Source organism: uncultured Kriegella sp. (assembly GCF_963975415.1).
Classification (GTDB): domain Bacteria; phylum Bacteroidota; class Bacteroidia; order Flavobacteriales; family Flavobacteriaceae; genus Kriegella.
This window is the reverse complement of the sequence record NZ_CAXBGN010000001.1, coordinates 669501-683709: the sequence shown is the minus strand read 5'-3', so window position 1 is coordinate 683709 and position 14209 is coordinate 669501. Positions and strand designations below refer to the sequence as shown.

The window sequence follows — 14209 nt, the reverse complement described above, 5'->3', positions numbered from 1 at the left end:
TTTCTTTGACTAAAGTTAGGCAAAAAGGTTTAAGTGACCGTTGAAAAATAATCATCTCCCAACAGACGATTCTCCCTTTTTGGGGATAGAGGATCTTTCGTATAGGTGCGAATTCTAAGAGGCTAGTGACTGCAAGTCGACAAGTTTTTTATATGCTCCTTTTTTAGCAAGTAATTCGATATGGGTACCCTGTTCTACAATTTTCCCTTTTTGGAGTACTACGATGGTATGGGCATTTTGAATGGTCGACAAGCGATGGGCAATAACGATTGATGTTCTACTTTTCATCATCTTCTCCAGCGCGTCTTGAACCAAACGCTCACTTTCTGTATCCAAGGCTGAAGTTGCTTCATCCAATATCATAATGGGCGGATTTTTCAGTACTGCCCTGGCTATTGAAAGACGTTGCTTTTGTCCCCCGCTCAATTTATTACCGCTATCTCCGATATTGGTATTATAGCCTTGCGGAAGCTGTGAAATAAAATCGTGCGCATTGGCAATTTTGGCCGCTTCTATAATTTCTTCTTGAGAAGCATTTTCTTTTCCTAATGAGATGTTCTTTGCCACTGTGTCATTGAACAGAATGGAGTCTTGTGTTACCAGCCCCATTAAATTGCGCAACGATTTTTTTGTAAATTCCTTGATACTTGTACCGTCGATTTTGATATCGCCATCGTTAACATCGTAAAAACGGGTAACGAGATTGGCTATCGTGCTTTTGCCACTTCCCGACTGGCCCACCAAAGCAACTGTCTCACCTTTAGGAACGTTCAAACTGAAATTTTTCAAGACCAAATCATCCTCATACTTAAAGGAAACATTTTCTATGGAAATACCATTGACAAAATCGGTTTTTACCAAGGCATTTTTCTTCTCGACTATCGGATTTTCAGTTTCAAGTATTTCAAGCACCCTTTCTGCCGCTGCATTTCCCTTTTTGACTCCATAAGAGGCTTTGCTAATAGCTTTAGCAGGGGTTAGAATCTGATACGCGAGCCCCATGTAGGTGATGAAGAGTTCCGGTTGCAGGGTTTTTTCGACAAGAACCATTTGCCCACCGTACCAAAGAATGACGCCAATTGCGGCAATACCAAAGAATTCACTCGTCGGAGATGCCAAATTTTGCCTGTTGAGCAGGCTGTTCGAAAAATTGTAAAATCTTTTGGTAGAATTCTGAAAAGTCTTTGCAAATCTAGATTCTGCATTAAAGGCCTTGATTACCCTTAGTCCCCCTAAAGTTTCTTCTAAAATGGATAAAAATTGACCTTGCTCATTCTGAACTTTATCGGACTTTCGCTTTAGGGATTTTCCGATCAATGAAATTAAAAATCCGGAAAGAGGTAGAAATAAAAACACGAACAATGTCAGTTTCGGACTAATGGACAACATGGCCGCGATTGTGAAAATAATTGTCAGGGGCTCCCTTACAATAAGTTCCAATATAGATAAAAAGGAATGCTGAATCTCGAGTACATCAGACGTTATACGCGCTATAGTATCACCTTTTCTTTTTTCCGAATAATAGGAAATAGGCAGGTCTATAGTTTTGTTATATAGTTCGTTGCGCAGATCTTTCAACACACCATTTCGCAAAAAAGTAATGAAATACATGGCAAGATAGCCGAAAAAATTCTTCAAAAAGAACATGGTGATTACCAGTACTACCATGAGCATTAATGCATCACCTGGGCTACCGCCTTCACTTCTTTCGGTCACAAAAAAATTCAGGTATTCCATGACATACTCCTTGCCTTGGGAGAGTCCGTTCCATTGCGGTTTTTCAAATACCGGCTCTGTTTGGTTGAAAAGAACGGCCAACATTGGAAACAACGAAACCATTGCCAACGTAGAAAACAAAGCGTAAAGAATATTCGCTAGAATATTTAAAATAGCATATAGTTTGTAGGGCTTCGCAAAGCGAAGAATCTTTTTAAAGTAATTCATTAACCCAAGTTCAGTTCACTGAGAATACGGTCAATTTTAGCATCAAGTTCTTGAGAGACCTTTTTGAAATCTTCCGCTTTTCCCAATTTGGCATTGGTGCTGATATAAAATTTAACTTTGGGCTCTGTTCCACTGGGTCTTGCCGCGATTCGGGTGCCGTCTTCGGTTTCATAGATCAAAACATTACTTTTAGGTATGTCAATGGATCTTTCTTCCCCGGTCATGACGTTTTTGGCAATGGAAGTATTGTAATCTTCAATCCATTTTACCTTGGAGCCCGCAACCGAAACCACAGGATTTTCCTTGAAATCAACTAGCATTTGTTTGATCTCTTCGGCACCTGACATTCCTTTCTTTGTCAAAGAAATAAGTTTCTCTTTATAGAATCCATATTGTACATAACAATCGATAAGATCCTTGTAGAATGAACTGCCATTGGCCTTGGCCTGTGCGGCTATTTCACATGCAAGTAGGGTAGAGGTTACGGCATCTTTATCACGCACAAAGTCGCCGACCATGTACCCAAAACTCTCTTCCCCTCCACCGATAAAACTAGATTCTGGGAAGTCTTTGATCATTTTTCCGATCCACTTAAAACCGGTAAGTGCCGTTTTGAATTCAACGCCGTAAGCGCCCGCCATCACTTCCATCATTGGGGTGGATACAATGGTAGTCGCTACAAATTCGTTGCCTTTAAAACCTTTTTCCTTTTGTTTTTCCAATAAGAACTTGGTCATTAAGATCATCGCTTGATTACCGTTGACGATTTCCATTTCTCCCTCCAAGTTGCGAACGGCAATACCCAAACGATCGCTGTCGGGATCTGTACCTACAACCATATCAGCATTGATTTCCTCTGCTTTTTTTACTGCCATTGACAAAGCTTCGGGTTCTTCGGGATTAGGTGATACCACAGTAGGAAATGCTCCGTCAGGTTTAGCCTGGGCTTCAATGACGGTTACGTTTTTGTATCCGGCGCGACTCAATACTTCGGGAATAGCGGTAATCGATGTGCCGTGAAGTGAGGTGAAGACGATTTTAAAATCATCTTTGCCCTTGGCGTCAAAGTTTCCATTGGCGATAGAGGCTTCAATAAAGGCCTCATCGACATCTTTGTCGATCAATTCAATTAGAGCGTCGTTCGAATTAAAATTGATATCCTCAAAAGAAAGCGCATTGATTTCAGATATGATCTCGCCGTCTTGTGGGGGCACAATTTGTCCGCCATCTGTCCAGTATACTTTATAGCCGTTATATTCAGGCGGATTATGGGACGCCGTCAAAACAATACCGGCATGGCAGTTTAAATGCCTAACTGCAAACGAAAGTTCAGGTGTAGTGCGTAATTCAGAAAACAAGAATACTTTTATACCATTGGCGGCAAATACTTCTGCCACAATTCTGGCAAGGGTATCACTGTTATGTCTACAATCATAGGCGATGACTACCTGTAAATCTTGGCCGGCATATACCTTTTTTAAATAATTGCTCAAGCCCTGAGTACTTTTTCCTAGGGTATACTTGTTGATTCTATTGGTGCCAACTCCCATAATACCGCGCATTCCCCCCGTACCGAATTCCATATTCTTATAGAAACGATCTTTCAGTTCTTCAGTGTCGTTATCGATTAAGTTTTGAACTTCCTTTTGAACTGCTGGATCGAAAAAATCGGTTAACCAGCTTTTGGCGGTGTTTAGTATGGCATCCATATATAGTGTATTATTTTAAAATTTAAATTTATGAAGAAATTTGCTCTTCTTTGGGTTCTAGGTTCATTTCTTCGGATATAAGATAGCGTGATTCATTTTTTCGTGAACGCACCAATATTTCTCCTAAAAAGCCTGACAAAAACAATTGGGTACCTATTATCATGGCTGTAAGTGCAATAAAAAACTGAGGGCGCTGGGTAATCAGTCTCCCTGTAGGATTGATAAAAAGCTTATCAATGCCCAAATATACGGCAAATCCGAAACCGATAATAAACATAAGTACTCCCAAAGCCCCAAATAGGTGCATGGGGCGCTTTCCAAATTTCGAAACGAACCAAATGGTAATAAGGTCTAAAAATCCGTTGATAAATCGTTCCATGCCAAATTTTGTTTTACCGTGTTTTCTGGCCTGATGTTGAACGACTTTCTCCCCAATATTGCTAAACCCTGCATTTTTTGCCAAAACGGGTATGTAGCGATGCATTTCGCCCGAAACCTCAATGCTCTTAATTACTTCGTGGTTAAAAGCTTTCAGTCCGCAATTGAAATCGTGAAGTTTTACCCCGGAGGTTTTTCGTGCCGCCCAATTGAAAAGTTTCGAGGGCATATTTTTAGAAAGTACAGAATCGTACCTTTTTTTCTTCCAGCCAGAAATAAGGTCAAAACCATCAGCCGCTATCATTTTGTACAATTCGGGAATCTCTTCGGGATTGTCTTGCAAATCGGCATCCATAGTAATGATCACATCACCTTGAGCCGACTTGAAACCTGCATGAAGCGCTTGTGATTTTCCAAAATTCCGTTGAAACCGAATACCCTTTACATTGGCGTCTTGCTTTGCAAGTCTCGCAATGAGTTTCCACGAGCCATCGGTACTGCCATCATCAATAAATAGAATTTCATATGAAAACCGATTGGACCGCATTACGTTTGCGATCCAATCGTATAATTCTTGTAAAGATTCTTCTTCGTTAAGTAATGGAATTACTATTGATAATTGCATGAAATACTTCTGAAATGAGCACTACATTCGGCAGGGCCAAATGATCTAATGTTCGTCAATCACATTTTCTCCTTAAAATCAAATATAAGGAATGGGGTTAAAATCTGTTCAAAAGTACGAATATTAATAATCAGGTTTTTGTTTTTTGGCAATAAGCCCAGTGATTAATCCGATTACCAAGCCTATAATAATTTGCATCAATAGCATTATAGGGTAAGTGATCCAAGCAAAGTCTTTTTGCATGGCAATACTTTTATCTATTTGTTCTTCGGTAAGTTTCGGGTTGTCGACCAGGGCTTTCTGTTTTCCGATTTCATACATCTTATCCATGAAATCCGGTTCGATCACATTGGAAAGTAAAAAGAAATAAACAAGCCCAATAATACCTGCGACGAGTGCGGTTCCCGCCCCAATTTTGAGGGCTTCCGAGATTTTTAGATAACCTTGGTTGGCTTTCTTGAATTGTACAATACCTAGTGCGATTGCCACGGCAGCCAAAGCTATGTTTACACCTTGTATGGCAAAACTTTGTTCGTAATGCATCTCCATGGAAAAGAGCATGAGCGCGAATAAAACGTATGCCCCACCTAATAATAGGCCAAAGTTTAGGGCGTATTTTCCTGTTTTTGGTTGAATGTCTTCCATCTTTAAACTTATTTTTTTTAGGTTGTTATTAATTAGTTGGTTTCAAAGTTAGTTTGTTACATTTGAATGCGATAAGTTTTTCATTTTCTTTTTATGATTTTAGATTGTGGTTTAAATAAAAATAATTAAATTTGCAGGCTTAAAATGAGCGCCTGTCGGAATGGGTGCGTTAAATTTGTTATAATGAAAAAAGGGATTCACCCAGAAAATTATAGACTGGTAGCTTTTAAGGATATGTCTAACGAAGATGTATTCGTTACCAAGTCAACAGCGAATACCAAGGAGACTTTAGAGGTCGATGGTGTTGAGTATCCATTGGTAAAATTGGAAATTTCAAGAACTTCACACCCTTTCTATACTGGTAAGGCTAAATTCTTGGATACCGCCGGTCGTATCGATAAGTTCAAGAACAAGTATCAAAAATTCAAAAAGCCCGCTCCTGCTGCAAAAAAGGAAGAAGATAAGGCTCAGAAGACAGAAGCAAAAGGAGAGTAAGATTTCCTGATAAAATATAAAATTGCGCCTCCGATGACCTCGGGGGCGTTATTTTTTTAATTTTGTTCAAAATCTGACTACAAGATGAACTACATCCTTTTTGACGGAAAGGTTAGAAACAATCTTTTGCCATTTACCTTTACGAGGCCCGTTGCCGATATTAGAGTGGGAATTTTAACCATTCGCGAAAAATGGGAAAAATATTTAGACCTAAAAACTTCGACGCTAACAGAAGCCTATCTTTCTGAGAAATATCCATTAATCTTAAAGGATTCGAATATATTCATCAACGCTTCGTTTTTACCTACAGCTAGATCTGTTGAGCTTATTCAAAGTTTGCGTGAAGGTCAAGTAGCTTATTGTGGAAAAGAGGTGCTTGCTTTTTCTTCGAAGACTGAGCCGCAAGATTTTGATTTTGAAGCATACGAACGACTTGATTTTGAATATAGTATGCTTCGAATTGTAAACACTTGGGATATCTTTTCTAAAAATGAAGAAGCCATACAAGCTGATTTTGACTTTATTACAAAGGGTAGGAAGAGTGCTCCTATTTCTGCGACCAACACGCTTATTAATCCGGATATAATTTTTGCGGAGGAAGGTGCAACGGTTGAGTATAGTATTCTCAATGCTACAGACGGCCCTATTTATTTGGGAAAGGATTCTGAAGTTTGGGAAGGAAATTTAATTCGTGGCAATTTTGCACTCTGTAATAATGCGGTGGTGAAAATGGGAGCGAAAATATACGGAGCGACTACTGTGGGGCCGCACAGTAAAGTATGTGGAGAAATAAGTAATGCCGTTATTTTCGGCTATTCGAGTAAAGGTCACGAGGGGTATTTAGGAAACGCCGTATTGGGGGAGTGGTGCAACATTGGCGCCGATTCCAATAATTCAAATCTAAAGAACAATTATGCCAAAGTACGTTTATGGAATTACGCTACCGAAAGTTTTGAACAAACAGGGTTGCAGTTCTGTGGACTTATGATGGGAGATCATAGTAAAAGCGCCATTAATACCATGTTCAATACCGGTACGGTAATAGGGGTAAACTGTAATATTTATGTGCCGGGCTTTCCTCGAAATTTCGTGCCAAGTTTTAGTTGGGGTGGTGCCTCGGGGTTTTCGGCCTACGCTACCTCCAAGGCTTTTGAGGCGGCTAAGGTGATGATGGCCCGAAGAGGAGTCGAGTTTGATGATAAAGAAGCCCGTATTTTAGAACATGTATTCAAGCTTACTAAAAAGTGGCGTAATTATTAATATTGAATAACCGGTGAAACAGCATATGAAGAAAAAAGTGGCGTTTTATACTTTGGGTTGTAAACTCAACTTTTCCGAAACTTCTACCATAGCACGAGGTTTTGTTGAAGAGGGGTTTGAGCGGGTTGATTTTTCTGAACCGGCAGATATGTACGTAATCAATACCTGTTCGGTTACGGAGAACGCCGATAAACGTTTTAAGACGATCGTAAAGCAGGCCCAAAAGAAAAACGCCGATGCCTTTGTTGCCGCCATTGGTTGCTACGCCCAATTGAAACCAGAAGACTTGGCTGTGGTTGATGGTGTCGACCTCGTTTTAGGGGCTACCGAAAAATTCAAGATTACCGACTATATCAATGATTTAACGAAAAATGATTTTGGAGAGATACATTCCTGTGAAATAGCAGAAGCTGATTTTTATGTCGGTAGTTATGCTATCGGCGATCGTACGCGAGCTTTTCTTAAGGTGCAAGATGGTTGTGATTATAAATGTACGTATTGTACAATTCCCTTGGCACGTGGAATTTCGCGTAGCGATACCCTTCGGAACGTTTTAAAAAATGCCGCTGAAATATCAGCTAAAGATATTAAGGAAATCGTTTTGACCGGTGTAAACATTGGTGATTATGGCAAAGGGGAGTTTGGTAACAAAAAACACGAACATACCTTTTTAGACTTGGTGCAGGCTTTAGACAGGGTAGAGGGTATTCATAGGTTGAGAATATCATCTATTGAGCCTAATCTCTTAAAAAACGAGACCATTGATTTTGTGGCACAAAGTAACTCTTTCGTTCCTCATTTTCACATTCCTTTACAGAGTGGTAGCGATGTGATTCTAAAATTAATGCGTAGGCGTTACTTGACGCACCTCTATATTGATAGGGTGAATAAAATAAAGCAGGTGATGCCGAATGCCTGTATCGGGGTTGATGTCATCGTGGGGTTCCCAGGAGAAACGGATGAACACTTTTTGGAAACCTACCATTTTCTTAATGAACTCGATATTTCCTATCTTCATGTATTTACCTATTCCGAACGTGATAATACTCCGGCCGCTAGTATGGAGGGGAGGGTTCCAAAAAACGTGAGAAACAAGCGAAGCAGAATGCTAAGAGGGTTATCGGTCAAAAAGCGAAGGGCCTTTTATGAAAGTCAAATAGGCACTGAGAGAACGGTGCTCTTCGAAGGAGAGAACAAGGAGGGTTATATTCACGGATTTACCGAGAATTACGTAAAGGTAAAAGCACCTTGGAATCCGGAGTTAATAAATACCTTGCACGAAATTGTGCTTACCGAAATCGATGAAGATGGGCTTGTACGGTTCGATTTTGTTAAAGAGGATGTTGGAATATAGGCTGTATTTCCTATTTGTTATAAGACCATAAGAAAGTGAAGAATCAATGGTTTTTGTTGCAATATGGTCTTGTATTCTAAATAGATACTACGAAAAGAGAAAGCAAAAAAAACCCTAACATTTGTTAGGGCTTGATTCTTTTTAGATTCTGATGCCGACGGGGAGCATCTCTTTGTATTGTCTGTTTTTTCTTAAAAATCCAGCAATCTGAGGACTTGTTGGTACCACACGTAGATTTTGATCTTGTATGTGGTGAAGTACTGATTTAATAAAATCTTCCTTAAAACCGGCCTGAGTGATTTCTTCAGGTACAACCAATTTTGTCAAAAAAACCTTGCGTTCTTGAGAAGAATATTCAATCTTAGCAAGGTGCCCGTCAACCCTTGTTTCAAATTGGCGCAAAAAACTGTTGTCGTTAATCTCAACTTCATTCATATTTGTTTGATTTTAATATTGGCTTTAAACAAAAAAAATTACGATGTTCCCAATCGCAATTTTATGACACTTTTATAGAAAGAATAGTAATTGTACACATTATCCACATGATAGTTTACAAAAGTAGTAAAAAAAAAGCTTATTTCCCAACAAAATACAAATATAGGGCGTTATGACTGAAGATATTATACATGTCTATTTTATGCCGGGAATGGCTGCCAACCCTTCAATTTTCAAAAATATAGTATTGCCCGAAGAAAAGTTCGAACGTCATATGCTCGAATGGTCGATTCCTAAAAAGAACATGACCTTGTCAGAGTACGCCATTGAAATGAATAAAAAAATCCTTCATAGAAATCCAGTGCTTGTGGGTGTATCATTTGGGGGGATATTGGTACAGGAAATGGCCAAATTCATCGAAGTGAAAAAAATAATCGTGATTTCAAGTATTAAGCATGAGTCTGAATTGCCCAAACGTATGATTTTTGCCAAGTACACCAAGATTCACAAACTTTTGCCTACGGGATTGGTGAATAATATGGAGCTTTTGGCAAAATATGCTTTTGGCGAAACTGTTAACAAACGTTTAGAGTTGTATGAGGAATATTTGTCTGTAAAAGATAAATATTATATTGATTGGTCTATTGACCAGATTGTAAATTGGAAACAGACTGAAAAGCCTTTAGATTATCTTGTGCATATTCATGGTGAAAAAGATCCTGTTTTTCCTATGGTCAATATAAAGGATTGTATTTCGGTTAAAAATGGTACGCATACGATGATTATTCACCGGGCAAAATGGTTTAATGAAAACCTGCCCACAATTATTTTGCAATAAGACAGTTATTCAAGTGAAGTGTTTCTTCACTATCTTTGAATTGTAAATAAATCTACAGACATGAAATTTTTAAAGAATATTCTGATGCTTTTGGGCGTTGTTTTGGTCACAAGTACCTTAATTTTTGCCGTACAGGGAAGCGGTACGGAAAGTAGCCAAATTGATACCGAGAATGAAGTTGTTGAAAATGATGTGATTGATAAAAATGTGGCTGAAGGATATCGAATATCTGCTATCGATATTCCTGAGAACCTGAATTTTGCGGGTGAATCGGTACCTCAAGAAGACCCGGAGATCATGGAGCGTATCGACCGAGAGTTTCTGGTAAATACTTATTGGCAATCGAATGCTGTTCTACTGATCAAACGCGCCAATAAATATTTTCCTATTATTGAGCCGATTTTGGCGAAGAACGGGGTCCCCGATGACTTCAAATATTTGGCGGTAGCCGAAAGTGGACTTCAAAATGTGGTTTCTCATGCCGGGGCCGCCGGTTTTTGGCAGATTATGAAAGGAACGGGAAGGGAGTATGGCTTAGAAGTCAATAGCAATGTTGATGAACGGTATCATTTGGAGAAATCTACCGAAGTAGCCTGCAGGTACTTGAACAAATGGAAAAAAAAATACGGTAGTTGGACATTGGCTGCGGCATCTTACAATGCCGGACCTGGTGCTATAAACAAATATTTAGGCATTCAACAGGTCGAGGGTTACTACGATTTGTTGTTGGGGCAAGAAACCGGTAGGTATGTTTTCAGGATAATGGCCATAAAGGAAATTTTATCCAATCCGGAAAAGTATGGTTTCGATATTGGTAAAGAAGATATGTACAGCGCTGTACCCACATTTAAGGTTGAAATTGACGAACCGGTTTTCAGTTTTGCAGATTTTGCCCAGAAGTATGAAATCAACTATAAAATTCTTAAAAGACACAATCCGTGGTTACGTGAGCCTCATTTGAACAATAGTTCAAAAAAGAAATATACCATTGAAATACCTAATAAGGGGTATTATAGAATTGGTACATAATGTGGGCGTTTGTTGAGCAGAATATATGGTTGTTTCTAATTGGTATCAATTATATTCTGGTCATCTTTTTTTCCGGACTCATTCTTTTAAAGAATAAAAACCCGGTAAAAACACTATCTTTTCTTTTCGCCCTGGCAGTACTTCCATTTTTAGGAATGCTGGTCTATTATTTTTTTGGCCAAGATTATAGGAAATCAAAAATTTTTGAAAAGAAGTATATTTTTGACAACGAGAGAATTAGAACTTGGCGCAAAAACTTCCGTTTAGACCAACAAGCAAGGGAAGATTTTGTCGGTCAATTCGGAGAAGGTGTTTTTAAAATATACAAGTTGTTGAAAAACAACGAGAAAGCTGTTCTTACCTTCGATAATAAAGCGGAAATTCTGGTCAATGGAGAACAAAAATTCGAACGGCTGAGGACGGATTTGAAAGCGGCTAAAAATCATATTCATTTAGAATATTTTGTGCTTTTTGATGATGAATTGGGTAGTGGAATTATCGATATTCTATGTGAAAAAGCAAAAGAAGGTGTTGCTGTTCGATTAGTTTATGATGATGTCGGGAGCAATATATCTTCAAAAAACAAAAAGAAACTAACTGCTAACGGTGTAGAACACTTTCCCTTTATGCCGGTCCTTTTTTCAAACTCGACCAGTAAGTTGAACTATAGGGATCATCGAAAGATTGTGGTTATTGACGGGGCCATAGGTTATGTTGGTGGTATAAATTTGGATAAAAAATACGATAATACCTTTAAAAACGAACGATTTTGGAGGGATACCCATTTGCGTGTGGAAGGGGGTGCCGTTGGTTCTTTGCAATCGTCTTTTCTTTTAAGTTGGAATTTTGCCTCGAATGACGAGATGAAAATCGAGGAAAAGCTTTTTCCGAAAACACCACCTGAAAATGAGCGACCTGTGGCAATACAAATGGCTGCAAGCGGTCCTGATACCGACTGGGCTAATATTATGGAAGCCATGTTCTGTGCGATAAATTCGGCTCGAGAACGAGTTTATATCACAACTCCTTATTTTATGCCGAACGATGCCATATTAACGGCTTTGACTACTTCGGCACGTAGTGGGGTAGATGTACGGGTAATCGTGCCTTATGAATCTGATTCTTGGGCTGCCCAATATGCATCTGATTCTTATATAGAACAATGTTTAGAATCGGGTATACGTATTTATCGCTATACCAAGGGGTTTGTTCATGCGAAAACGATGGTGATCGACGATAGGCTTACCATTATCGGAACTGCAAATCTTGACTATAGGAGTTTCGCCCTTAACTTTGAAATCAATGCATTGATTTACGACAGAGACATCAATGAACAAATGGAGGCAATTTTTCGATCTGATTTGATCGAATGTGATTTGGTCGATTTTGAAAGGTGGAAAAAGCGGGGCTTAAGACGTAAGCTAGTGGAGTCGTTCAGTCGGCTCTGGGCCCCCTTGCTATAAAATTCGAATTATAAATCTTTCAAAAAAGAGAAAATATAGAAAGGGGTTGAACCTTTTTCCCTATATCTTCTTCATCTGTTGCTGCATCATTTTGATCTGTTCGGTAAGCATATTGTTCTTATCCAACTTTTTTGCTTCATTTAAAAGTGTGGTAGCCTCACGTTTGCGTCGTTTTTGCATAGCAATGCCCGCAAGGCTTAATTTGGCCATAGCAACATCATAATCCATTGTCAAACCAAGCTTTAGCGCCTTTTTAAAGTATTTTTCCGCTTGAGTAAGGTTTTTTTGGGAGTGTATGATGCCGTGAAGGTAGTTGTAGTATCCTTGCTGTTTGGTTACCAAGGCAGCTTCGGGATTCTTAATTTTAGCAAGCCATTTTTGAGTACCCTCCAAATCTTGCTTACGCATTCTGAGAAAGGCTAGTAAAATCATCTCGTTTCTGAAATAAAGGAAAATAAAAATAAGGGAAAGTAATATTAAAAATATTCCGTTCCCGATATTTCCCTCGACAAATTGGTATCCCGAATAGGCTAAAATAAGTCCGGCAATGATTAGTTTAAAAATTTTATTGAACATAATTGTTAGTTTATTAATTCGTAGGTGATTGTTGATTTTATATGCGTTGGTATTTGCTGGTCCCCCATTTGTACGATGGTAGAAGTGCCTTCAGATTCTCCTTCCACTTTCATTTTCTGAATAAATCCCGAGGTTTTGTCCGCTGTTATTTGGGTTTCCTGCTTTCCGGTAAGCTTCATCGTAGTGGTAGGCTCTTTAATATCCATAGTTATTTCCGATTCTCCGGTTATACTGGCACTTGAAGCGGTAAGTTCTTTCAAGGTCCAATTGTTTTTCGTGCTTAATTTTCCGGAATACTCATTCTCCCAGGTATCGCCTACCTTTATTTTTTTTGAAGGATAGATATAGGTAAGCTGCTTGTAGCTATTGGAAAGTGCTTCAGAGCCAAATTCTTTCTCAAGTGATTTTTTCATCATGTTCAATGAGAATTCATCGGTAAGCCCAGAAGCATTGGTCATTTTTAAAACGAGACTATCGCCTCCACGAACCTCAAGTATATCGCCCGTTTTAGAAAGCGTCATTTGTACGGGATTGTTAAGAAGACTATTGAAAATTTGCGATTGAACATCCTCGGCAGTGACTTCTTTGGCATGAACATTCATTAACTCTCCTTGTATACTGGAATTTATTCTTAGGTTTAGGTCTTTGAAGATGAGTTCCATATTGTAATTGTCTTCCTGTTGATCTAGTACCTTAAATTGCAAAATTCCATTAATGGTATTGGTCAATTCATGGGTCGCACCGTCTAAATTTTGCGTGATAATTTGTTGGGCATTCTGTTTTATGGTAAAAATATCACCTTTATTTAGCTTGTATCCCAACGTCGATTGACCAAAAACAGTGTAGTTCAGGGTAATCAAGACGAAAAGTGTCAAAGCCTGTTTCATATATTTGCTGTGGTTTTTAAAATGTTCTGACCTGCCGTTCTTCACAACAAGTGCTTGTGTTTTTGATTGTTAGAGCAATCATTTACGCTAGATATACCAATTCCCTTAATGGGAAAATCACGTACTATTTTTGATTCGATTGCCCTGCGGCCGCAAAAGTAATAAAAACAATCTAGAACATTTTTTTGATTAGGTTTGCCAAAGCAAAAACTCTTCGTATATTTGCGCCCAGATTTTGTAAAAAATCAGACTAATTTTTTAATTAAAGCACCTTAAAGGTTTTCAAGGATGAAAAGGACATATCAGCCATCAAAAAGAAAGAGGAAGAATAAACATGGGTTTAGAGAACGCATGGCAACCGTCAATGGCAGAAAAGTGCTATCAAGAAGAAGGGCTAAAGGAAGAAAGAAATTATCTGTATCTTCAGAGCCGAGACATAAGAAATAATGATTAGATCATTTAAAATAACGGTGTTACTTTTTCGGAAGTAACACCTTTTTTTTGCTCATTTTCGATTGCCGTTGGCCAAATTGATCGGATATGCCGGTTTAACAAGTATAAAATCACCATA

General features: G+C 38.7%; 14 protein-coding genes. 7 read left to right on the top strand and 7 right to left on the bottom strand.

Going from position 1 to position 14209, the window contains the following annotated elements; all coding sequences use genetic code 11:
- Positions 1–114: 114 nt before the first annotated feature.
- From AACZ88_RS02820 to AACZ88_RS02805, 4 genes are all read right to left on the bottom strand, one after another.
- The gene (locus AACZ88_RS02820; RefSeq protein WP_339705862.1) at positions 115–1944 is read right to left on the bottom strand and encodes an ABC transporter ATP-binding protein; all 1830 of its coding nucleotides are present in this window, start codon (positions 1942–1944) and stop codon (positions 115–117) included.
- Entirely contained in the window at positions 1944–3653 is a 1710-nt protein-coding gene (locus tag AACZ88_RS02815; protein ID WP_339705859.1) for a phospho-sugar mutase, read from the bottom strand. Before AACZ88_RS02815 ends, AACZ88_RS02820 begins: the two co-directional genes overlap by 1 nt.
- Before the next feature lie 28 nt (positions 3654–3681).
- Complete coding sequence (locus AACZ88_RS02810; protein ID WP_339705856.1) at positions 3682–4656, bottom strand: glycosyltransferase family 2 protein; 975 nt, start codon at positions 4654–4656, stop codon at positions 3682–3684.
- Between the two features lie 123 nt (positions 4657–4779).
- A complete protein-coding gene (locus tag AACZ88_RS02805) occupies positions 4780–5301 on the bottom strand; it encodes a DUF4199 domain-containing protein (RefSeq protein ID WP_339705853.1) in 522 nt (173 codons plus the stop codon).
- Positions 5302–5484: 183 nt separating this feature from the next.
- Here AACZ88_RS02805 and AACZ88_RS02800 point away from each other — a divergent pair, with 183 nt between their 5' ends.
- From AACZ88_RS02800 to mtaB, 3 genes are all read left to right on the top strand, one after another.
- Positions 5485–5796, top strand: coding sequence for a type B 50S ribosomal protein L31 (locus tag AACZ88_RS02800; RefSeq protein ID WP_339705850.1), 312 nt, complete (start codon positions 5485–5487; stop codon positions 5794–5796).
- Positions 5797–5880: 84 nt separating this feature from the next.
- Positions 5881–7056 (top strand): GlmU family protein, encoded by a 1176-nt coding sequence (locus AACZ88_RS02795; protein ID WP_339705847.1) that lies wholly within the window; start codon positions 5881–5883, stop codon positions 7054–7056.
- Positions 7057–7081: 25 nt separating this feature from the next.
- Positions 7082–8410 carry a tRNA (N(6)-L-threonylcarbamoyladenosine(37)-C(2))-methylthiotransferase MtaB gene (gene mtaB, locus AACZ88_RS02790; RefSeq protein ID WP_339705844.1) on the top strand — a complete coding sequence of 443 codons (1329 nt, stop codon included), beginning with the start codon at positions 7082–7084 and terminating at the stop codon, positions 8408–8410.
- A 141-nt stretch (positions 8411–8551) separates the two neighbouring features.
- On the opposite strand, the gene AACZ88_RS02785 is transcribed toward mtaB, so the two are convergent.
- On the bottom strand, positions 8552–8845 hold the full coding sequence (locus tag AACZ88_RS02785) for a GNAT family N-acetyltransferase (protein ID WP_339705841.1): 294 nt from the start codon (positions 8843–8845) through the stop codon (positions 8552–8554).
- Positions 8846–9017: 172 nt separating this feature from the next.
- Here AACZ88_RS02785 and AACZ88_RS02780 point away from each other — a divergent pair, with 172 nt between their 5' ends.
- The 3 genes from AACZ88_RS02780 to cls are packed head-to-tail and all read left to right on the top strand — an operon-like array spanning position 9018 to position 12175.
- A complete protein-coding gene (locus tag AACZ88_RS02780) occupies positions 9018–9683 on the top strand; it encodes an alpha/beta hydrolase (RefSeq protein ID WP_339705839.1) in 666 nt (221 codons plus the stop codon).
- A gap of 60 nt (positions 9684–9743) precedes the next feature.
- Positions 9744–10712, top strand: coding sequence for a lytic transglycosylase domain-containing protein (locus tag AACZ88_RS02775; RefSeq protein ID WP_339705837.1), 969 nt, complete (start codon positions 9744–9746; stop codon positions 10710–10712).
- Positions 10712–12175, top strand: a complete 1464-nt coding sequence (gene cls / locus AACZ88_RS02770) for a cardiolipin synthase (protein ID WP_339705834.1) — start codon at positions 10712–10714, stop codon at positions 12173–12175. Before AACZ88_RS02775 ends, cls begins: the two co-directional genes overlap by 1 nt.
- A 60-nt stretch (positions 12176–12235) precedes the next feature.
- Here the strand turns inward: cls and AACZ88_RS02765 are convergent, their stop codons facing one another.
- Both AACZ88_RS02765 and AACZ88_RS02760 read right to left on the bottom strand, forming a co-directional pair.
- Entirely contained in the window at positions 12236–12751 is a 516-nt protein-coding gene (locus AACZ88_RS02765) for a DUF2892 domain-containing protein (protein WP_339705831.1), read from the bottom strand.
- A 5-nt stretch (positions 12752–12756) separates the two neighbouring features.
- Positions 12757–13638, bottom strand: coding sequence for a DUF6263 family protein (locus tag AACZ88_RS02760; protein WP_339705828.1), 882 nt, complete (start codon positions 13636–13638; stop codon positions 12757–12759).
- Positions 13639–13926: 288 nt separating this feature from the next.
- Here AACZ88_RS02760 and rpmH point away from each other — a divergent pair, with 288 nt between their 5' ends.
- Entirely contained in the window at positions 13927–14085 is a 159-nt protein-coding gene (rpmH, locus tag AACZ88_RS02755; RefSeq protein WP_089887732.1) for a 50S ribosomal protein L34, read from the top strand.
- The last annotated feature ends 124 nt before the right edge of the window (positions 14086–14209 follow it).